This is a genomic window from Nocardioides conyzicola, assembly GCF_039543825.1.
Lineage (GTDB): Bacteria > Actinomycetota > Actinomycetes > Propionibacteriales > Nocardioidaceae > Nocardioides > Nocardioides conyzicola.
Genome location: NZ_BAABKM010000002.1, coordinates 2,453,440 through 2,473,441, shown reverse-complemented (window position 1 = coordinate 2,473,441; position 20,002 = coordinate 2,453,440). Strand labels below are relative to the sequence as shown.

Annotated in this window: 18 protein-coding genes and 1 pseudogene; 12 read left to right on the top strand and 7 right to left on the bottom strand. The window is 72.1% G+C overall.

Going from position 1 to position 20,002, the window contains the following annotated elements; genetic code table 11:
- Positions 1-71: 71 nt before the first annotated feature.
- Positions 72-1,214: a sulfotransferase family protein gene (locus ABEA34_RS15050; RefSeq protein WP_345522169.1), complete on the bottom strand. Its 1,143-nt coding sequence runs from the start codon at positions 1,212-1,214 to the stop codon at positions 72-74.
- A 22-nt stretch (positions 1,215-1,236) separates the two neighbouring features.
- On the opposite strand from ABEA34_RS15050, the gene ABEA34_RS15045 reads away from it, so the two are divergent.
- From ABEA34_RS15045 to ABEA34_RS15010, 8 genes are all read left to right on the top strand, one after another.
- On the top strand, positions 1,237-1,683 hold the full coding sequence (locus ABEA34_RS15045; protein ID WP_345522168.1) for a nuclear transport factor 2 family protein: 447 nt from the start codon (positions 1,237-1,239) through the stop codon (positions 1,681-1,683).
- 41 nt (positions 1,684-1,724) lie between these two features.
- Complete coding sequence (locus ABEA34_RS15040; RefSeq protein ID WP_345522167.1) at positions 1,725-2,348, top strand: dihydrofolate reductase family protein; 624 nt, start codon at positions 1,725-1,727, stop codon at positions 2,346-2,348.
- 9 nt (positions 2,349-2,357) lie between these two features.
- Positions 2,358-3,803 carry an alpha,alpha-trehalose-phosphate synthase (UDP-forming) gene (locus tag ABEA34_RS15035; protein WP_345522166.1) on the top strand — a complete coding sequence of 482 codons (1,446 nt, stop codon included), beginning with the start codon at positions 2,358-2,360 and terminating at the stop codon, positions 3,801-3,803.
- Between the two features lie 4 nt (positions 3,804-3,807).
- Positions 3,808-4,215, top strand: coding sequence for a GNAT family N-acetyltransferase (locus tag ABEA34_RS15030; protein WP_345522165.1), 408 nt, complete (start codon positions 3,808-3,810; stop codon positions 4,213-4,215).
- A 22-nt stretch (positions 4,216-4,237) separates the two neighbouring features.
- The gene (locus ABEA34_RS15025) at positions 4,238-5,485 is read left to right on the top strand and encodes an alpha/beta fold hydrolase (RefSeq protein WP_345522164.1); all 1,248 of its coding nucleotides are present in this window, start codon (positions 4,238-4,240) and stop codon (positions 5,483-5,485) included.
- Positions 5,486-5,591: 106 nt separating this feature from the next.
- Positions 5,592-6,923 carry an MFS transporter gene (locus ABEA34_RS15020; protein ID WP_345522163.1) on the top strand — a complete coding sequence of 444 codons (1,332 nt, stop codon included), beginning with the start codon at positions 5,592-5,594 and terminating at the stop codon, positions 6,921-6,923.
- Entirely contained in the window at positions 6,920-8,347 is a 1,428-nt protein-coding gene (locus ABEA34_RS15015) for a pyridoxal phosphate-dependent decarboxylase family protein (protein ID WP_345522162.1), read from the top strand. Before ABEA34_RS15020 ends, ABEA34_RS15015 begins: the two co-directional genes overlap by 4 nt.
- 62 nt (positions 8,348-8,409) lie before the next feature.
- Complete coding sequence (locus ABEA34_RS15010) at positions 8,410-9,480, top strand: hypothetical protein (protein ID WP_345522161.1); 1,071 nt, start codon at positions 8,410-8,412, stop codon at positions 9,478-9,480.
- Here ABEA34_RS15010 and ABEA34_RS15005 read toward each other — a convergent pair.
- Positions 9,477-10,403, bottom strand: a complete 927-nt coding sequence (locus ABEA34_RS15005) for a carbohydrate kinase family protein (RefSeq protein WP_345522797.1) — start codon at positions 10,401-10,403, stop codon at positions 9,477-9,479. The two genes, ABEA34_RS15010 and ABEA34_RS15005, sit on opposite strands and share 4 nt — an antisense overlap.
- Before the next feature lies 1 nt (position 10,404).
- Entirely contained in the window at positions 10,405-11,049 is a 645-nt protein-coding gene (locus tag ABEA34_RS15000) for a class II aldolase/adducin family protein (RefSeq protein WP_345522160.1), read from the bottom strand.
- A 71-nt stretch (positions 11,050-11,120) separates the two neighbouring features.
- Between ABEA34_RS15000 and ABEA34_RS14995 the strand changes: the two genes are divergently transcribed.
- From ABEA34_RS14995 to ABEA34_RS14980, 4 genes are read left to right on the top strand one after another with little or no spacing between them, the layout of a single operon-like run.
- A complete protein-coding gene (locus tag ABEA34_RS14995; RefSeq protein ID WP_345522159.1) occupies positions 11,121-12,614 on the top strand; it encodes a flavin monoamine oxidase family protein in 1,494 nt (497 codons plus the stop codon).
- On the top strand, positions 12,611-13,642 hold the full coding sequence (locus ABEA34_RS14990) for an SMP-30/gluconolactonase/LRE family protein (protein WP_345522158.1): 1,032 nt from the start codon (positions 12,611-12,613) through the stop codon (positions 13,640-13,642). Before ABEA34_RS14995 ends, ABEA34_RS14990 begins: the two co-directional genes overlap by 4 nt.
- 40 nt (positions 13,643-13,682) lie before the next feature.
- The gene (locus ABEA34_RS14985) at positions 13,683-14,378 is read left to right on the top strand and encodes a uracil-DNA glycosylase (RefSeq protein ID WP_345522157.1); all 696 of its coding nucleotides are present in this window, start codon (positions 13,683-13,685) and stop codon (positions 14,376-14,378) included.
- Positions 14,379-14,404: 26 nt separating this feature from the next.
- On the top strand, positions 14,405-15,178 hold the full coding sequence (locus ABEA34_RS14980) for a dioxygenase family protein (protein ID WP_345522156.1): 774 nt from the start codon (positions 14,405-14,407) through the stop codon (positions 15,176-15,178).
- Between the two features lie 69 nt (positions 15,179-15,247).
- On the opposite strand, the pseudogene ABEA34_RS14975 reads toward ABEA34_RS14980, so the two are convergent.
- From ABEA34_RS14975 to ABEA34_RS14960, 4 genes and pseudogenes are all read right to left on the bottom strand, one after another.
- Positions 15,248-16,197: pseudogene (locus ABEA34_RS14975) on the bottom strand (aldo/keto reductase).
- Between the two features lie 47 nt (positions 16,198-16,244).
- The gene (locus tag ABEA34_RS14970) at positions 16,245-16,730 is read right to left on the bottom strand and encodes a cupin domain-containing protein (RefSeq protein WP_345522155.1); all 486 of its coding nucleotides are present in this window, start codon (positions 16,728-16,730) and stop codon (positions 16,245-16,247) included.
- 15 nt (positions 16,731-16,745) lie between these two features.
- The gene (locus tag ABEA34_RS14965; protein WP_345522154.1) at positions 16,746-18,305 is read right to left on the bottom strand and encodes a succinic semialdehyde dehydrogenase; all 1,560 of its coding nucleotides are present in this window, start codon (positions 18,303-18,305) and stop codon (positions 16,746-16,748) included.
- Between the two features lie 14 nt (positions 18,306-18,319).
- Entirely contained in the window at positions 18,320-19,948 is a 1,629-nt protein-coding gene (locus ABEA34_RS14960) for a GMC family oxidoreductase (protein ID WP_345522152.1), read from the bottom strand.
- Positions 19,949-20,002 lie beyond the last annotated feature (54 nt).

Below are 20,002 nucleotides of genomic sequence, written 5' to 3'. Positions count from 1 at the left end.
GGCGTGCGGACCCACGCCGCACTCAGCCCGTGGCGCGGAGGCAACGGCGACTGAGGGGGCACCCGCTGATGCTAGGCGTCCGCGAAGCGCTCCCGGATCTGCTCGACGGAGAGGCCGTAGGTCTCGGGCGTGTACGCCGGCCGGCCCGCCTCGCGCGGACGCCGCCGGAGCCAGTCCCGCATCGACGCCTCCGCCCCCGCCGTCAGGTCGAGCCCGAGGGCGTCGTACACGCGCGCCACCTCGCCGACGGGGTCGGCCACCGCTGCCGCGAAGTCCAGGTCGGTGACCAGCCCGGGCTCGTCTCCCCAGGCACGCCGGGTCGCGAGGGCGCGGTCTGCTGCCCAGCCCATCCGCTCGATCCACTCGGCGCCGATCCGGTGCAGGTCGACGGTGTCGGCGTGCATCGCGTGCAGGGTCGCGTTGAGGCTCGCGCCCGAGGCGATCGTCTCGACCGGGTCGCGGTGCAGGTGCACGACGTGCAGCCCCGGGAACCTCGTCCGCAGGTCGTCGAGGTAGCCCAGGTGCGCGGGCGTCTTCAGCACCCAGCGGTCCGCCTCGATGCCGCGTCGACACTGCTGCCACTGCAGCAGCTGGAGCATCCGGTGCAGGTGGTCGTACGCCGGCGCGAAGTCCTGGGTGTCGATCCAGGAGCGGTACGCCGGCACGTGCGCGCCGGCCTCGGGCACGTGGGAGAGGAACGCGTCGGCGAGGAAGACGATCTCCTCCTCGGCCTCGAGCGCGTGCATCGGGTGGATCGCGTAGAGCTCGGGCACCCACTGCCGCGACGCCTCCTCGCGCGCCACCGCCCTGGCGATCCGCGGGTCCTCGACGTCCCACCGGTGGTCGAGGCGGGGCGCCACCTCGATGACCTCCCACCCGCGGGCACACCGGAAGCGCGGGTCGGCGGCGAGCAGCCGCTGCAGCAGCGTGGTGCCGCTGCGCATCATCCCGACCACGACCACCGGGTCGACGACCTGCTCGTCCGCGATCTCGGGATGCCGCCGGAACCACTCCTGCGCCCGGAGCCGCATCCGCACGCTGTGCACGATGCCGCCCCGGATGAGCTGCGCGCCCATCTCGGTCAGCCCGGCCTCGTCGTACGCCTCGAGCAGGACGACGAGCGGCTCCTCGAACGAGCCCGGGCCGAGGTCGTCCAGGTCCTCCTTGCGCCGGGCGTCCGCGAGGACACTCGCCAGATCGAAGCCAGCAACCATGGCGCGAACCTATGCTGTCGCGGTGGCCGACAGCGCGCGCGACATCGAGAACCTCCTCTACGAGTACGCCGAGCGCATCGACGCCGGCGACCTCGACGCAGTGGCGGACCTCTTCACCCACGGCCGGATCAACGGCCAGGAGGGCGGGCCGCCGGAGACGGTGTTCGAGGGACGCGACCGGGTCCGGGAGCTCTACGGCATGGCCACCCGGATCTACGACGACACCGGCACCCCGAAGACCAAGCACCTGACGACCAACGCCCGCATCGAGGTCGACGACGAGGCGGGCACGGCGACCGCGCGCACGAGCTACCTCGTCACCCAGGCCACCGACGTGCTGCCGCTGCAGGTGATCATCACCGGGCACTACCACGACACGTTCCAACGGATCGACGGTCGCTGGTGGTTCGACAGCCGGACCATGTTCGTCGACCAGACCGGCGACCTGAGCCAGCACCTGAAGTTCTGAGCCACCGATGAGTCCGTCCGCCGAGTGAGGTCCGAGCCGCCATGACAACCACGACAGCCCACATGTCGGTCTCCCTCGACGGCTTCGTCGCGGGCCCGGACCAGACGTACGAGAACCCCATCGGACGCGGCGGGATGGCCCTGCACCAGTGGCACATCGACCCCCACCACACCGACGAGGTCGACGCCCGCTGGGCCGCGCGGATCCTCCCGCCGCCCGGGGGCGCCTACGTGATGGGGCGCAACATGTACGGCCCCGTCCGCGGCGAGTGGTCGTCGTACGACGAGGGGCGGTGGCGCGGCTGGTGGGGCGAGGACCCGCCCTACCACGCACCGGTCTTCGTGCTCACCCACCACGAGCACGAGCCGATCGAGATGGAGGGCGGGACCACCTTCCACTTCGTGACCGGCGGCTTCGACGAGGCCCTCCGGCAGGCGCGCGCGGCCGGCAACGGGAACGTCGACATCGCGGGCGGCGCCTCCGCCGTACGACAGGCGCTGGCCAGGGGCGTGCTCGACGAGCTCACCCTCGACATCGTCCCGGTGCTCCTGCACACCGGGGAGCGGATCTTCGACGGCTCGGTCGAGGCCGGGCTCGAGCTGCTGGAGTCGGAGTCCTCCTCTCGGGCCACCCACGTCAGGTACCGGATCAGGCGGTCCGACTAGGGTTGCCGCGTGGCAACCTCAGGCTCCGCTGACCTCGTCGTCGTCGCCAACCGGTTGCCCGTGGACCGGGTGACGCTGCCGGACGGCAGCCAGGGCTGGCGCAGCTCGCCCGGCGGGCTGGTGACGGCGATCGAGCCGATCATGCGCGCCAACCAGGGCACGTGGATCGGCTGGCCCGGTGGCACGGAGACCGAGGACGAGCTCGAGCCGTTCGAGGACGACGGGATGAACCTGGTCCCGATCGCGATGACGGCCGCCGAGGTCGAGAACCACTACGAGGGCTTCTCCAACGCCACCCTGTGGCCGCTCTACCACGACGTGGTGGCGAAGCCGGAGTTCCACCGGGAGTGGTGGGACTCCTACTCCGCCGTGAACCGGCGGTTCGCCGAGCGCGCGGCCGAGGAGGCTGCCGAGGGCGCGACCGTGTGGGTGCACGACTACCAGATGCAGCTGGTGCCGGCGATGCTGCGCGAGCTGCGGCCGGACCTGCGGATCGGCTTCTTCCTGCACATCCCCTTCCCGCCCACCGAGCTCTTCCAGCAGCTGCCGTGGCGGCGCCAGATCCTCGAGGGGCTGCTGGGCGCCGACCTGGTCGGCTTCCAGCTCAGCGGCGCCGCGCAGAACTTCGTCCGCCTCGTCCGCCAGCGCGTGGGCCACAAGACCCACCGCGACCTGGTCTACCTGCCCGACGGCCGGACCGTGAAGGCAGCGGCCTTCCCGATCTCGATCGACTCGGCCGGCTTCGAGGAGCTGGCCCGGTCCGAGCCGGTCGAGGAGCGCGCGGTCGAGATCCGCGAGGCGCTCGGCAACCCGCGCAAGGTCTTCCTCGGGGTCGACCGCCTCGACTACACCAAGGGCATCTACGCCCGGCTGCGCGCCTTCGCCGAGCTGATCGAGGACGGCGAGCTCGACGTCGAGGACGCGGTCTTCGTCCAGGTGGCGACGCCGTCGCGCGAGCAGGTCGAGCAGTACCGCATCCTGCGCGACGACATCGACCGCCTCGTCGGCCGGATCAACGGCGACCTGGGCAAGATCGGCCGGCCGGCGATCGCGTACTTCCACTCGTCGTACCCGCGCGAGGAGATGGCCGCGCTCTTCCGGGCCGCGGACATCATGGTCGTCACGCCGTACCGCGACGGGATGAACCTGGTCGCCAAGGAGTACGTCGCCTGCCGCTTCGACAACGACGGCGCGCTCGTGCTCTCGGAGTTCGCGGGTGCCTCCGAGGAGCTGCGCCAGGCCTGGCAGATCAACCCCTACGACATCAACGGGATGAAGTCCGCGCTGCTCGAGGCCTACCGCGCCGACCCGCGCGACCTCACCCGGCGGATGAAGGCGATGCGCAAGCAGGTGATGGAGCACGACGTCGCCGCCTGGGCCGACAGCTTCCTGGCGGAGCTGGGCTCGGTGGGGAGCTCGCACACCAAGAGCGTCCGACCGGCGAAGCGCGCCTGACCCCATGGTCACCGTCTCCACCGACGCGGCCCTGCTCGACCTCGACACGCTGCACCGGTGGCTGTCGACCGACGCCTACTGGGCGATCGGGCGGCCCCGCGAGGTCGTCGAGCGGGCCGTCGCCGGGTCGCTCAACTTCGGGGCGTACGACGACGGCCGGCTGGTCGGCTACGCCCGGGTCGTCACCGACGGCGCGACGTTCGCGTGGCTCTGCGACGTCTACGTCGACCCGGCCGCCCGCGGCGCGGGGGTCGGGATCTCCCTGATGGAGGCCGTGGACGCTGCGCTCACCGAGCTGCAGGTACGCCGTACCTTGCTGGCGACCGCGGACGCGCACGGGCTCTACGCGAAGTTCGGCTTCGAGCCGATGGCGGAGCCCGAGCGCTGGATGCTGCGCACGTTCGCCCCGTAGCCGATCCGGGTAGCGTCGAGGCATGGACCTGAACCCGTTGCCCGACCACGTCCTCTCGGCCGCCGGCAACGTGGCCCACCTGGTCCGCCGGGGCGGGATGGCCGACCTGCGGCCGATGCCGCGGGCCGAGGTCGCCCGCGGCGAGCGGCACCGCGTGCACCACCTCGAGCCCGACCCGGCCGTCGCCGGACTCGGCGGACCCGTGCTCCTGGTGCCGCCGCTGGCCGTGCCCGACGCCTGCTTCGACCTGCGGCGCGGATGCTCGCTCGCCGAGCACCTCGTCGCGGCCGGGCGGCCGGCGTACGTCGTGGAGCTCGATCCCGTCGACTTCCGCGACCCCGACCTGGCGCTCGACCCGTGGGTCACCGAGGTGCTGCCGGCCGCCATCCGGGAGGCGTCGCGGCATGCCGGTGGGCAGCCGGTCCACGTCGTCGGCTGGAGCCTCGGCGGCACGTTCGCGCTGCTGGCCGCTGCCCGTGAGCCCGGCCTGCCGGTCGCCTCGCTCACCGTGCTCGGCACCCCGGTCGACGTGAGCTCCGTGCCCATGCTCGCGCCGCTGCGTCCGCTGATCAGCCCCACCGACTGGTCCGGCCCCGTGGGTCTCGCCGCCCGTCTCGCCGGCAGCGCGCCCGGGGTGCGCTGGGCGCTCGGGCTGCCCGGTGTGCAGCAGCTGGTGACCCGGCCCGCCGCGGTCGCCGCCCACCTCGACGACGCGGACTGGCTCGCCCAGCTCGAGGCCGTGGACCGGCTGTCGACCGCCACCGCCCCCTACCGCGGCCGCGCCTTCGGCCGGCTCCACCACCGCTTCGCCCGCGACAACGCGCTCGCCTCCGGCACCGTCGAGCTCGCCGACGGCGAGGTCTCGCTGTCGGCGGTCACGGCACCGACCTTGGTGGTCGCCGGCGCCGACGACACGATCGTGCCGGTGGCCGCCGTACGTCCCGCGGTCGCGATGCTCACCGGCGCCCGCGAGGTCCGGTTCGAGATCGTGCCCGGGGGCCACCTCGGCCTGCTGACCGGCCGCGGTGCGCGGACCGGCACCTGGCCGGTGCTCGACGAGTGGCTCGCACAGTGGGACGGCCGCGCCGTACCGAGGAAACGGGCGGCGAAGAAGGCTCCGGCCAAGAAGGCGCCCGCGAAGAAGGCCCCCGCCAAGAGGGCCGCTGCGAAGAAGTCGCCTGCCAAGAAGGCCGCGCCGTCGCCGGAGGTCATCGGCGCCAACCCCCGGCGTCGCCACTCGTCCGCCGGTTCGCGCGCGCTGGCCCCCTGACTCCTCGGGCACTTCACGAACTCCTCGGGCAGTGCAGTGCCCGAGAAGTTCAGGAATACCCGGTTAACCGGGTATCCCTGGCCGGGTCGCCCGCTAGCCTCCCCCCATGCCAGCCACCGACAGCCTCCCGAGAAGCGTCCGGATCGGCTACGGCTCGGGCTCCGTCGCCACCGGCGCGTTCGGCACCGTCCCGGGCCTGATGCTGCTGCCCTTCCTGACCGACAGCCTCGGGATCACCGCGATCCTGGCCGGCTTCATCGTGTTCCTGCCGAAGGCGTGGGACGTGATCCTGAACCCGATCGCGGGGCGGATCAGCGACCGCACCGTCGACGCCCGCGGACCGCGCCGGCCGTGGCTGATCCGGGCCGGCCTCGGGCTGGCGGTCGCGTTCGCGCTGCTCTTCGCAGCGCCGGAGATGGCGACCTGGCTCGAGGCGGCGTGGGTGCTAGTCGCGTTCGTCGCCTGCGCGACGGCCTACGCGTTCTTCCAGGTCCCGTACGTCGCGATGCCCGCCGAGATGACGTCGTCGTACGACGAGCGCACCCGGCTGATGACCTGGCGGGTCGCGATCCTCGCCTTCACGATCATGCTCGCGGGCGCGACCGCCCCCGCCATCCGGGACGCGGTCGGCGGCCGCGACGGCTACCGGGTGATGGGCCTGGTGATGGCGGCGATCATCACGATCGGCGTCGTCAGCGCCTACGTCGGGACCCGCAACGCGCCGGTCACCGCGCCGCAGCCGGGCGTCGGGACCCTGCGCGACCAGCTGCGCATCGTCGCCGCCGCGCGCGACTTCCGCTGGCTGCTGACCTGCTTCGTCATCCAGGCGCTCGCCACCGGCTGCATGCTCGCCGGCGTCGACTACCTCGCCTCCGACGTGCTCGGCAAGGACGGAGCCGCGACGATCCTCTTCATCTGCTTCGTCGGTCCCGCGCTGCTGCTGACCCCCGCCTGGTCGGCGATCGGCACCCGGGTCGGCAAGAAGCGCGGGTACGTCGCCAGCTCGGTCATCCTCGCCTGCGGCGGCCTGCTCGCGGTGACGGCGCAGTCCGCGCCGGTCGCGGTCGTCTACCTGGCCGTCGTGCTGGTCGGCGTCGGGTACGCCGGCTGCCAGGTCTTCCCGATGGCGATGCTGCCCGACGCGGCGGCGGTCGACGCCCGGCGTACCGGCACCACCCGCGCCGGTGTCTACACCGGCGTCTGGACCGCCGGCGAGACCCTCGGCCTCGCGCTCGGCCCGGGCGTCTTCGCCCTGGTGCTCGCGATCGGCGGCTACCGGTCGTCCACCGACGGCGACGTCGCCCAGCCCGACTCGGCGCTGACCGCGATCACCCTCGGTTTCTCGATCCTCCCGGCCGCGCTGATGATCCTCAGCCTGTGGTGGTTGCGGAGGTACTCGCTGGACGCCGCAGAGGTGGATGAGAAGGTCACGGCATGAGTGACGCACTGGCCCGCCTGCGCGAGATGCAGACCGCCGACCTCCCCGTCCACGGAGGTCGGACCCTCGCCTACGTCTACGACTCGGGCCTGCCCGACGTCGACCAGATCGGCCGCGAGGCGGTGGCGGCGTACGCCGGGTCGAACGGCCTGGACCCGACGGCGTTCCCGAGCCTGCTGCAGATGGAGAACGACCTGGTCGGCTTCACGGCCGACCTGCTCGACGCCCCTCCGGAGGCGGTCGGAACGGTCACCTCCGGGGGCACCGAGTCCTGCCTGCTGGCCGTCCAGGGCGCGCGCGACAGCCGCCCCGACGTCGAGCGCCCGCGGATGGTCGTGCCGTCGACCGTGCACGCGGCGTTCCTCAAGGCCGCCCACTACTTCGGCGTCGAGGCCGTCGTCGTCCCGGTCGGTCCCGACTTCCGCGCCGACGCGGCCGCGATGGTCGCGGCGATCGACGAGGCACCCGAGCGGACCGTGCTGGTCGTCGTCTCCGCCCCGTCGTACGCGCACGGCGTCATCGACCCGGTAACGCCCGTCGCGGCCGCCGTGGCCGAGCGCGGGATCCGCTGCCACGTCGACGGCTGCATCGGCGGGTGGGTGCTGCCGTACGCCGCCCGGATCGGCCGCGACGTGCCGCCGTGGACGTTCGCGGTCGACGGGGTCACCTCGATCTCTGTGGACACGCACAAGTACGCCTACGCCCCGAAGGGCACCTCGGTCCTGCTGCACCGCTCACCGGCGCACCGGCGGCCGCAGTACTTCGCGCACGCCGACTGGCCCGGCTACACGATGCTCAACTCGACCATCCAGTCGACCAAGTCGGGCGGCCCGCTCGCCGGCGCGTGGGCGGTCGTGCAGTCCCTGGGCGACGCGGGCTACGAGCGGCTCACCCGCGAGGTCTTCGAGGCGGTCGATCGGATCGTCGCCGGGGTCGCCGAGATCCCGGAGCTGAGCCTGGTGGCGACGCCCGACTCGACGCTCATCGGGCTCGTCACCGACGGCACCTGCGACGCCTTCACGATCTGCGACGAGATGGCCACGCGGGACTGGTACGTCCAGCCGCAGATGTCGTACGCCGGGCAGCCGCCCAACGTGCACCTCTCGGTCAGCGCCGCCACCCTCGCGCACGTCGACGAGTTCCTGTCCGCACTGATCGAGTCGGTCGCCGCCGCCGTCGCGGCCGGGCCGGTCGGTGTCGACCCCGGCGTCGCCGCGTTCATCGAGACGCTCGACCCGGCCTCCCTGTCGGACGACGACTTCGACGGCCTGCTCGCCGCCTCGGGGCTGGTGGGCGGGGGCGAGGGCCTCGCGCTGCCCGACCGGATGGCCGAGGTCAACGCGATGCTCGACCTGGCCTCGCCGGCGATGCGCGAGGCGCTGCTGGTCGCGTTCCTGGACCGGCTGGCGCGCCCGAACCGCTAGCGACCTCCTGTTCATCTGGGAAGCCTGTACGCGGACGCGCAATGTCCCGTAATTTGATCGACATGGGGCGAGTCGGGGGACGCAGGTCGTGGCATGCCGTCGTGCTCTGGGGCTGCGCGGCCGGGTTGGCGCTCCCGCTCCTCGGCACCGTCGGCAGCGCCCACGCGGACGAGACGTCGGCAGACCCGCCCGTCCAGCCGGTGCAGGCGACCCTCGAGACCGAGACGGACGTGCGCGCCACCGTGACGTGGGTCCGGCTGCTGACGACGAGGTTCGACGCCGAGGCCGGCGAGCGGCGCAAGGTGAGCGCGACCGTGACCGCCACGACCAAGGCGACCGTGCCCGACGAGCTGCTCGTGCTGCATGCCGAGCTGCGCTGCGGCGAGGCGGGCGCCTCGGCGCGGTCGGAGACCGTCCAGTACGTCAACATCTGGCGCGGCCGCACGAACAGCCTGACGCCCGAGTTCTCCTACACCGCCGCGAAGGCCGGCAGGCAGTACTGCCACCTCTACGTCCGCTCGGGCCGCCCCCGGCCGGTCGGCCCCAGCACCGGCAACAAGGTGACGATCCTGCCCGGGACGTTCCTGCTCGTCGACCACGTGCACGCCGAGGTCGCCGAGTACTTCCGGCCCCAGGCGCGGTCGTTCCTCGTCGCTCGCAGGTCGACGGCGCTGCGCTCGGTCTCGCAGCTGACCTGGTCGGCGAAGTCGGTCCCCGCCGACGCCGCCGCGCCCCGCGTCATCGCCATCCGCGGCTGGGTGTCCCTGACCGCCTGCACGACGCTGTCGGGCTCCAACGACCCGGTGCAGGACAAGCAGCTCTGCACCAAGTCGCAGCGGAGCGGCAACGGCAGCACCGTCTACCTCCGCACGAGGGTCGACCAGTACGACGCGGCGGGGCGGCCCTGCGCCACGACGTACATCAACGGCTCACAGGGCCGCTACCTCGGCGTCAGCCGGACCGTGCACCACTCGGCGCGCTCCTACACGGCCAACGTCGCCCTCCAGCCCGGCTGCGTGGCCCGGCTGCGGATCGTGACCACCCTGCGGTGGCGCTCCGGCGCCGCGATGATGGTGCACGCGCAGGGGACCCTGCTCACCGCGACGCCGATCGACCTGTCGGTCGACGACTAGCGGCGTACGCCGTCCGCCGCGAAGGCCTCGACCCTCGCCAGGTCGTAGCTGCCGGCGTCGGTGCCCAGCCCGCCCGCGACCTGGGCGGCGGTCGCGCAGCCGAGCTCGGCTGCGCCACGCAGGTCGCGCCCGAGGGACAGTCCCCGCAGGAAGCCGGCCGAGAACGCGTCGCCGCAGCCGGTCGTGTCGACCACGTCCACGTCGTACGCCGGGACCTCGATCACCTCGTCGGCCGTCACCACGAGCGCGCCCTTGGCTCCCTGGGTGACGGCCACGCAGCCGACCCCGGCGGCGACGAGCGCCTGGGCGCCCTCCGCCAGCGTCGAGGCGCCGGTGAAGCCGAGCACCTGCTCGTCGTTGGGCAGCAGGTAGTCCGTGTGCGGCAGCGCGTCCGCGATCCACGCGAGCATGTCCGGGTCGCCCGGCGCGAGGATGTCGAGCGAGGTCACGGCGCCGATCGAGCGGCCGTGCGCGAGCAGCTGGCCCGCGGCCTCGCCTCCGAGGAACTCCGGCCCGCCCAGGTGCAGGTGCGTGATCCCCTCGAGCGCCGCGAGCGGCAGGTCGTCGAGGGTGAAGGCCCCGTTGGCGCCGATGCAGTGCCAGGCCGGCCGGTCGCCGTTGGGCCGCACCGGGAGGACCGACGCGGACGTCTGGTGGTCGTCCTTGCGCACGAGCCCGGAGACGTCGACGCCCTGGGCACCGAGCAGCCCGAGGAGCACGCTGCCGATCGGGTCCGAGCCGACCGCGCCGAAGCTGTGCACCTCGGCACCGAGCCGGCTCAGCACGACCGCCGTACCTCCCGCCGTGCCGGCAGCCGACATCCGGATCGTCTCGACCAGCTGGCCGTCGGAGCCCTCCGGGATCGACTCGATGCCGATGACGTGGGTGTCGAGGACGTGCACGCCGACGGTGGCGATCACCATGTCAGTCACGGGGATTCTCCTGGTGGGTTCCGTAGTTGCGGCTGATCGCCTGGATGATCACGTCGGCCTGCTCCTCCTCGGTCAGCACGTGGGGAGACCCGAGAGCGGTCGCACGATGGTGGAGGGTGGCCAGCCACTCGAGCAGCAGCGCGTGCTCGACGGCCTGGTCGAGCGTCGGCCCGATGGCGACGGACCCGTGGTTGGCCATCAGGGCGGCCTGCCGGCCGACGAGCGCCTCGCGCACGTGGGCGGCCAGCTCGGGCGTCCCGAAGGTGGCGTACGGCGCGACGCGGGTCGCGCCGCCGAGCAGCAGGTGCTGGTAGTGCAGGACGGGGAGCTCGTCGAGGACGCAGGCGACGGCGGTGGAGTATGGCGCGTGCGTGTGGACGACCGCGGTCGCCTCCGTGTCGGCGTAGATCCCCAGGTGCAGGTCGAGCTCGGACGTCGGCACCAGGTCGCCCTCGAGCACCGTGCCGTCCAGCGCGACGACGGTGACGTCGGCCTCCGTGCAGCGCCCGAGCACCACGCCCGTCCCGGTGACCGCGACCCGGTCGCCGTCGCGGACCGAGACGTTGCCCGCCGTACCGATGAAGAGGCCCTCGTCGGCCAGCCTCCTCGCCGCCGCAGCGACCGCTTCTCGTGTCACGACGCAGACCCTAGTGCCCAACCTCACTGCGCACCGGCGTACCGAAGCCGCGCGCTCGTCGTTGGCTCAGCATGACGACACCGACGCTCACCCGGCGGCTGTTGCTGGGATCCACCGCTGCCGCCGGCCTGACCGCGACCACCGCCCTGCACGACGCCGTCGCCGCCGGCTCCCGCCAGGGCTCGCTGCCCCGCGACGTCGACGTCGTCGTGGTCGGCGGCGGCATCTCCGGCCTGGTGGCCGCCCGCAAGCTGGCCCACCGCGGCCACGACGTGCTCCTCCTGGAGGCGCGCGACCGGGTGGGCGGCCGCGTCCTCAACCACCACCTCTCCCACACGAGCGGCGGCGAGACGATCGAGTCCGGCGGCGCTTTCGTCGGCCCGACGCAGGACCACATCCTGAGGCTCGCGAAGGAGCTGAAGGTCAAGACGTTCAAGGAGTACAACGAGGGCAGCAGCGTCTACATCTCATCGCTGACCGGCCGCATGGAGTACACCGGCACCGTCCCCCCGGACCCCACGATCCTCCCCGACGCGGCGGTCCTGCTCACCCGCATCGACAACATGGCCTCGACGATCGACGTGTCGGCGCCGTGGTCGCACGAGAACGCCGCCGAGTGGGACTCGATGAGCCTCGGTGAGTTCATCCGGGCCAACTCGGTCAATGCCGACGGCATCGGCAACCTGATCAAGTCGTGGACCCAGCCGGGGTTCGGCGCCGACCCCGACGAGCTCTCCCTGCTCTTCACGCTCTGGTACGTCGCCTGCTCCGGCAACGAGACCAACGTCGGCACGTTCTCCCGCAACTCCGACACCGCGGACGGCGCCCAGGAGAGCCGCTTCGTCGGCGGGTCCCAGCTCGTCCCGATCCGGCTCGCCCGCAAGCTCGGCGACATCGTCGCGCTGCGGGCGCCGGTCCGCCGGATCGAGCAGCGCGACCACCGCGTCATCGTGCACACCGCGCGCGGGACGGTCCGCGCGCGTCGGGTGATCGTGGCCTGCCCGCCGCCCCTCGTCCTCGACATCGACTGGTACCCGCAGCTCCCGACCAGGCGCCTGCAGCTGCTCCGGCACATGGACATGGGCCAGCTGATGAAGTGCGACGCCGTCTACAAGCGCCCCTTCTGGCGCGACGCCGGCCTCAACGGCTTCGGCCTCAACGACTCCGGGGCGGCCCGCGCCGTCTTCGACAACTCCCCCCAGGACGGGACTCCCGGCGTGCTGCTCGCCTTCGTCGGTGGCGCGACCTGGCGCACCTACGGCCCGATGACCAAGGCCAAGCGCCGCCAGGCCGTGCTCGAGGGCTTCGCCGCGATGTTCGGCGAGCAGGCGCTGCACCCGATCGAGTACGTCGAGCACGACTGGACCAAGGAGCGCTGGACGCGCGGCGGCCCGACGGCCGTCCACGCGCCGGGCACGCTGACCCAGTTCGGCTCCGCGATCCGTCGCCCCTTCGGCCGCGTGCACTGGGCGGGCACCGAGACGTCGACGTACTGGAGCGGCTACATGGACGGCGCCGTCCGCGCCGGCGAGCGGGCCGCGACCGAGGTCCGGGACCGGCTGTGAGGCGGCTGCTCGCCGTCCTGGCCGCAGCCGTCCTGGCAGCCTCGCTGTCGGCCCCGGCCACCGCCGCGCCGCGCGAGGTCGGCGAGACCACGGTGTTCTCGCTGGTGCCGGCACCCGGCTTCCCGGCGTACGTCCACGCCCACACCAACGGCCGCGTCTACACCGGCACGTACGTCGACTCCGGCAGCACCGCGCGGTCCAAGGTCTTCGAGTGGGCAGGTGACGGCACGCTGCTGCGGTCCTGGACGGTGCCGGGTCAGGTGCTCAGCGCGGACCACGGCGTGCAGGTCGCCAACCAGACCCACCACGGCGCGCTCGTGCTCCTCGAGACCTCGACCGCCTCGGTCCTGACCCTCAACACCAGGACCGGGCACTTCCGGCGGGTGGCCCGGTTCCCCGAGGGATCGGTGCCCAACTACGCGACCTGGGGGCCTCGCGGGACGCTCTTCGTGACCGACTACGCCGACGGCGTGATCTGGAAGCTGCCTCCCGGCGCCTCCACGCCCCGGCGCTGGTTCAGCTCGCCGGCGCTGGCCGGGGCCGTCGAGTTCGGCACCACCGGCATCCGCTTCCGGCCCGGGCACCGCGACCTCCTGATCACGCAGCAGACCGCCGCCGACGGTGCCGCGCTCCCCACCAACGGTCACCTCTACCGGCTGCCGATCACGGCCTCCGGCAAGCCGGGCGCCCTGGAGACGCTGTGGACCTCGCAGCCCGGCGACCTGCCGGACGGCTTCGGGATCGGCCGGTCCGGTCACGTGTACGTCGCGCTCGCGGGCCTCGCCAACCAGCTCGTCGAGCTGACCGCCAAGGGCCGGGAGGTACGCCGCTTCGGCACCGCGCTGACCGGCGACAACGGCTCGCCGGTCCCGTTCGACACCCCCTGCAGCGCGACCTTCCGGGGCAAGCGGGTGCTGGTGGCCAACCAGTCCGCGGTCGCCGGGGACGCCACCCACCAGGCGATCCTGTCCGTGTACGTCGGCGAGCGCGGGCGGGCGCCGTACCTGCCGAAGGCTGCGCACTTCTGAGCGCCGCGTGACTGCTCTCCGCCCAGCTACCCTCGCCTGCATGAGCGCGCTGGCCGGACTTGTCGACAAGGGGCTGATGGCGCCCGACTGGGCCGAGGCGCTCGCGCCGGTCGACGAGCAGGTCGCCGCGATGGGGACGTTCCTCCGCGAGGAGATCGCAGCCGGGCGGGCCTACCAGCCGAGCGGCGAGTCGGTCTTCCGCGCCTTCCAACGGCCCCTGGCCGACGTCCGCGTGCTCATCGTCGGGCAGGACCCCTACCCCAACCCGCAGCACCCGATCGGGCTGAGCTTCGCCGTACGGCGCGACGTGTGGCCGCTGCCGCCGAGCCTGGTCAACATCTACACCGAGCTGCGCGACGACCTCGGCATCATGCCGCCGCGGCATGGCGACCTGACGGCGTGGGCCGACCGCGGCGTGATGCTGCTCAACCGGAGCCTGACCGTGCAGCCGGGAGCGTCGAACAGCCACCGCGGCAAGGGCTGGGAGCCGATCACCGAGCGGGCCATCACGGCGCTGGCGGCGCGCGGAGGTCCGTGCACGGCCATCCTGTGGGGCTCCGACGCGCGCAAGCTGAAGCCGCTCTTCGACCCGATCCCGTCGGTCGAGTCCGCCCACCCGTCACCGCTGTCGGCGTACCGCGGGTTCTTCGGCTCCAAGCCGTTCAGCCGGGTCAACGCGCTGCTCGAGGACCAGGGCGCTCCACCACTGGACTGGTCGCTCCCCGAGGGAATATAGTTGAGACTTAAATCATTGAGGTGATCATGACGTCTCGTATGCCCGCGCTCTACATCGGCCACGGCGCACCGCCCCTGCTCGACGACCCGCTGTGGTCGTCGCAGCTCGCCGCCTGGGCCCAGGACCTGCCGCGCCCGAAGGCGATCCTGATCGTCAGTGCCCACTGGGAGTCGGCGCCGGTCAGCCTGAGCGCCAACGGCGCTCCGCTGGTCTACGACTTCGGCGGCTTCGACGCGAAGTACTACCGGATGACCTACGAGACCCCCGACGCGACCGCGCTCGCACAGCGGATCGCCGCGATGATGCCTGCGTCCGAGCCCGTGCACCAGCACGCCAGCCGCGGCCTCGACCACGGCGCCTGGGTGCCGCTGCGGATCATGTACCCCGACGCCGACATCCCGGTGCTGCAGATGTCGCTGCCCACCCACGACCCGGTGCGCCTCATGGCCCTGGGCGAGCGGCTCCGGCCGCTGCGCGACGAGGGCGTCCTGATCATCGGCTCCGGGTTCCTGACCCACGGCCTGCCCTTCCTCAAGGAGTTCCGCATCGAGGCGGCCGCTCCGGGCTGGTCGACCGAGTTCGACGCCTGGGCCGGCGAGGCCCTCGCCCGCGGCGACGTCGACGAGCTCGCCCGCTACCGCACCCACGCCCCCGGCATGCCCTACGCGCACCCCACCGTCGAGCACTACACCCCGCTCTTCGTCACCCTCGGTGCCGCGACCGACCCCGAGGAGGCCGGTCTCCAGGTGATCGACGGGTTCTGGATGGGACTCTCCAAGCGGTCCCTCCAGGTCGCCTGACCGTTGAGTCGTGACTTCTGACGGTCGAATCGGGAGTTTTCTCCGGACTCAACCGTCATAAGTCCCGACTCAACCTGCGGTGATCTCGTCCAGCTCCACCAGGTCGTCGGCGGTCGGCGTCCACCGCAGGGCGGCCGCGTTGGTCCGCACCTGGTCGCCCGACGTCGCGCCGGAGATCACGGACGCCACGGCGGGCTGGGCGGCGAGGCCCGCGATCGCCACGTCGAGTACGGCGAGCCCGCGCACCTCGGCGTACCTCTCGACCGCCTCGATCCGGTCCCAGTCGGCGGTCTCCAGCCACCCGGCTCGCGTCGGGTCGAGCGCAGCGCGGGAGCCCTCGGGCGCGCCGGCACCGCGGCGGTACTTGCCGGTCAGCAGGCCGTACTCCAGCGGGAAGAACGGCAGGACACCGAGCCCGAAGGCCTCGCACGCCGGGACCACCTCGTCCTCGATCGACCGGTCGAGCAGCGAGTAGCGGTTCTGCACGGAGACGAAGCCCTCCAGGCCGGCGGTCCGCGCGGTCCAGGCGGCGTCGGCCACCTGCCAGCCGTCGAAGTTGGAGCAGCCGACGTAGCGGACCTTGCCCTCGCGGACCAGGTCGGTCAGTGCCGACAGGTCTCCTCGATCGGCGTGACGCCGTCGGGTTGGTGCAGCTGGTAGAGGTCGATGTGGTCGGTCTGCAGCCGTCGCAGCGACGCCTCCACGGCCCGCCGTACGTAGCGCCGCGACGCCCGCGCGCCGAAGTCGTTGCCGAGCCTGCCCTGCATGTCCATGCCGAACTTCGTCGCGAGCACGAACTCGTCGCGCTGCCCGGCCAGCGCCTCACCCATCAGCTCCTCCGACCCACCGGGCGTCGCCCCGTAGATGTCGGCGGTGTCGAGCAGCGTCACGCCGGTGTCGCGCGCCGCCGTCAGGATGTCGCGTACGCCGTCCAGGTCGACCCGGCGGCTGAACGCGTTGCAGCCGATGCCGACCGCGCTCACCACCAGGCCCGAGTCGCCCAGCGGGCGGTAGGTCATCTCCGTCACGGGACGACCCTACAAACGGGGTGCACAGCGACGGGGGGTCACACCCAGTAGGTGTCGTGCCGGACCATGAACTCCGCGCGCTCCTCCTCGGTCATCTGCTCGCCGCGCGCCAGCGTCTCGAAGTAGTCCTCGCGCGGTCCGCCGGGCGCGAACATCAGCAGCATCGAGGCGCCCCCGCTCCCGCGGAACCCGTGCACGCCGCCCTCGGGCACGTAGAGGAAGTCGCCGGAGCGGGCGGTCACCCACGCGCGACCGTCGTACAGCCGCACCTCGCCCGACAGCACGTAGAACTGCTCGGAGATCGAGCGGTGGAAGTGCGGGTCGGGACCGGTCTCGACGTCGCCGAAGGTCCAGCGGTAGAGCCCGAAGCGGCCGTCGGTCCGGTCACCGGTCGCGAGGTACTCGCACGTCCCGCCGGTGCGGTAGGTGATCTCGGCGGGCTCGTCGTCACGACGGATCCACGCCGACGCCTCACCGCCGTCCCCGAGGTAGGTGTCCGGTGGATAGGGCCGAGGGAGCGACATGAGCCCAAGGTACGACTAGCGGATCCCGGTCTTGCGCATCATCCTCAGGCCGCCGAGCATCCCCTTGACGTACTCGTCGTAGTCCTGGCCCGGCCGCGCGCCCATGACCTGCTTCTTGAGCACGGCGAGGTTCTGCACGTCGGTGTACTTGAGGATCCCCTGGTCGCCGTGCCGCGCGCCGACGCCCGACTGCTTCACGCCGCCGGACTGGGTCGCCTTGGAGGCGAACGCCGTCGCGAGGATGTCGTTGATGTTGACGTTGCCGGACTCGATCCGCTTGCCGACCTGGCAGGCCGTCGCGACGTCGCCGCCCCACACCGAGGCGTTGAGCCCGTAGTCGGTGTCGTTGGCGAGCGCGACCGCCTCGTCGACGGTGCGGTAGCGGTGCAGGGCGATGACCGGCCCGAAGGTCTCGGTGACGCCGGCCAGCATCTCCTTGGTCACGCCCTCGAGGATCGTCGGCTCGAAGAACGCCGGCCCGAGGTCGGGCCGCGGCCGGCCTCCGGTCAGCACGGTGGCGCCCTTGGCGACCGCGTCGTCGACGTGCGACTGCACGCGCTCCATGTGGTCGGGCGAGACGAGCGAGCCCACGTCGGGGCCGAAGTCGTACGCCGCGCCGAGGACCAGCGCCTCGGTCGCCTTCACGAACGCATCGCGGAACTCTCCGTACCTCGACTCCGGCAGGTAGAGCCGCTCGATGTGCATGCAGATCTGGCCGGTGTTGCCGAAGGCGCCGAAGATGGCGCCCTGGACGACGTCCTCGAGGTCCGCGTCCTCGAGCACGATCATGGGGTTCTTGCCGCCGAGCTCGAGGCAGCAGCCGATCAGGTTGCGGCCGGCCCGCTCGCCGATGACCCGGCCGGTCGCGGTCGAGCCGGTGAACATGACGTAGTTGGCGTTGTCGATCAGCGTCGGCCCGACGTCCGGGCCCTCCCCGCAGACGACCTGGAAGAGGCCCTTCGGCAGGCCGGCCTCCTCGAGCAGCTGGATGCCGTAGAGCGGCGACAGCGCGGTCTTGTTGTCGGGCTTGAGCACGATCGCGTTGCCGGCCATCAGAGCCGAGATCGAGTCCGAGATCCCTGTGGCGAAGGGGAAGTTCCACGGCGCGATGATCCCGACGACTCCCTTGGGGTGACGGATCTCGGTGGACGTGGTGAGGAACGGCACCGGACCGCCGCGCTTCACCGGCGCGAGCACCTTCGGCGCCCGCTTGATGTAGTGGCTCATCACCATCGGCGGGTCGCAGGTCTCCTCGATCGCCATCCGCCGGTTCTTGCCGCTCTCGGCCTGGATCAGGTCGGTCGTGATCTGCGCGTTGTCGAGGAAGAGGGTGTGCGCCCGCTTGAAGACCTCGAGCCGCTTCTTCAGCGGTCGCCTCGCCCACTCGACCTGTGCCGCACGTGCGGTCGCGAACGCGCGCTCGATGTCGGCGGGGGTCGACTGCGGCAGCTCGACGAGCAGCTCACCGGTGTAGACCTCGGTCAGCTTCCAGCTGCCGCCGTCGCTCGACGGCACCCGGGCCACCAGGCCCTGCAGGAAGTCGTCGGTCAGAGATGCCGGGCGCTGCAGTGTCATGGGATCAGCCCTTCCTAGGCGCGGCCGAGCACGAGGTCAGCCCCGCGCTCACCGATCATGATGGCTGGTGCATTGGTGTTGCCGCCGGTGATCGACGGCATGACCGAGGCGTCGCAGACCCGTAGGCCCTCGATGCCCCGGACCTTGAGGTCCGGCGAGACGACGGCGAGCTCGTCGACGCCCATCCGGCAGGTGCCGACGCCGTGGTAGACCGACGTCGCGCGATTGAGGACCGTGTGGCGCAGCTCGCTGCCGACCACCCCGGCCCCCGGGGCGATCTCGCTCTTGACCGCGCCGCCGAAGGCCGCGCCGCCCATGATCTCGCGCACCATCTCCGAGCCCTCGACGAGCACGTCGACGTCGGCCTGGTCGGCGAGGTACTGGAAGTCGATCAGCGGCGAGGCGGCCGGGTCGGCCGACGCCAGCCGCAGCGTGCCGCGGCTGCGCGGGTAGATCAGGGTCGCCAGGACGGTCAGCGCCGGCCGCGGGTCGACGTCGTGCCGGATCGGCTCGTCCTGGTTGCCCGACGGGTAGGCCCACGGCAGCAGGTGCAGCTGCAGGTCCGGTACGTCGGTCGCGTGCGACGTCCGCACGAAGGCGACCGACTCGAAGACCGAGTTGGCCATGAACGTCGTCCCCGGCCGCAGGGCCTCCTTCAGGACGCCCATGCCGAAGAAGCGGGCGTTGCCGCGCATCTTCGACGTCGTCGCGTGGAAGGTCAGCGCGTGGAAGAGGTGGTCGTGCAGGTTGTCGCCGACCGGCAGGTCCGCCAGCACGTCGATGCCGTGGTCGCGGAGGTGCTGGGCGTGGCCGATGCCGGAGAGCATCAGCAGCTGGGCCGACCCGACGAAGCCGGCCGACACGATGACCTCCTTGCCCGCCCGGACGGTGCGCCGGCTGCCGTCCTTGTCGGTGACCTCGACGCCGATAGCCCGGCCGCCCTCGATCACGACCTTGCGGACCAGCACCTCGGACTGCAGCTGCAGCGTCGGGACGTCGAGGTCGTGGAGGTAGCCCCGCGAAGCGCTGTAGCGCAGCCCGTCGGCGGCGTTCTGCTGCATCCGGCTGACGCCCTCCTGCGACGCCGCGTTGTAGTCGTCGAGGACGGGTACGCCGAGGGCGTCCGACGTCGCCTGCAGGAACTGCAGCGACCCCTCCTGCGGCGCCTTGTTGCGGGTCACCCGGATCGGGCCGCCGACGCCGCGGTAGTCGTCGGCGCCGCCCTCGAAGTCCTCCATCCGACGGTACGCCGCGTTGACCTCGTCGGCGGACCAGCCGGTGTTGCCCTCGGCGGCCCACGAGTCGTAGTTGGCGCGGTTGCCGCGCACGTAGACCATGCCGTTGATCGAGCTCGAGCCCCCGACCACCTTGCCGCGCGGGACCGGCATCCGGCGCTCGAGCAGGTGCTTCTGCGGCGTGGAGTAGAGGCCCCAGTCGACGCGCTGCTTGAGCTTCGGCTCCGCGTGCATCGGGCCGATCATGCCGGGCTTCTTCACGAGGTACTGCTCGTCGCTCTTGCCCGCCTCCAGCACGATCACGCTGGCGCCCGACTGCGCGAGCCGACCGGCGATCGCGGCTCCGGAGCTGCCGGAGCCGACCACGACGTAGTCGGCCTCGTTCTTATACGACGGCTTGCGCGCCACGAGCTACCCCACTTGCATACCGAGAGAATGTGAACGACGCCAACTGTAACGTGT

Coding starts and splice junctions, on each gene's coding strand:
- ABEA34_RS15050 (WP_345522169.1), bottom strand. CDS start 1,214: ATGGTTGCTGGCTTCGATCTGGCGAGTGTCCTCGCGGACGCCCGGCGC.
- ABEA34_RS15040 (WP_345522167.1), top strand. CDS start 1,725: ATGACAACCACGACAGCCCACATGTCGGTCTCCCTCGACGGCTTCGTC.
- ABEA34_RS15030 (WP_345522165.1), top strand. CDS start 3,808: ATGGTCACCGTCTCCACCGACGCGGCCCTGCTCGACCTCGACACGCTG.
- ABEA34_RS15025 (WP_345522164.1), top strand. CDS start 4,238: ATGGACCTGAACCCGTTGCCCGACCACGTCCTCTCGGCCGCCGGCAAC.
- ABEA34_RS15020 (WP_345522163.1), top strand. CDS start 5,592: ATGCCAGCCACCGACAGCCTCCCGAGAAGCGTCCGGATCGGCTACGGC.
- ABEA34_RS15015 (WP_345522162.1), top strand. CDS start 6,920: ATGAGTGACGCACTGGCCCGCCTGCGCGAGATGCAGACCGCCGACCTC.
- ABEA34_RS15010 (WP_345522161.1), top strand. CDS start 8,410: ATGGGGCGAGTCGGGGGACGCAGGTCGTGGCATGCCGTCGTGCTCTGG.
- ABEA34_RS15005 (WP_345522797.1), bottom strand. CDS start 10,403: ATGGTGATCGCCACCGTCGGCGTGCACGTCCTCGACACCCACGTCATC.
- ABEA34_RS14995 (WP_345522159.1), top strand. CDS start 11,121: ATGACGACACCGACGCTCACCCGGCGGCTGTTGCTGGGATCCACCGCT.
- ABEA34_RS14985 (WP_345522157.1), top strand. CDS start 13,683: ATGAGCGCGCTGGCCGGACTTGTCGACAAGGGGCTGATGGCGCCCGAC.
- ABEA34_RS14980 (WP_345522156.1), top strand. CDS start 14,405: ATGACGTCTCGTATGCCCGCGCTCTACATCGGCCACGGCGCACCGCCC.
- ABEA34_RS14970 (WP_345522155.1), bottom strand. CDS start 16,730: ATGTCGCTCCCTCGGCCCTATCCACCGGACACCTACCTCGGGGACGGC.
- ABEA34_RS14965 (WP_345522154.1), bottom strand. CDS start 18,305: ATGACACTGCAGCGCCCGGCATCTCTGACCGACGACTTCCTGCAGGGC.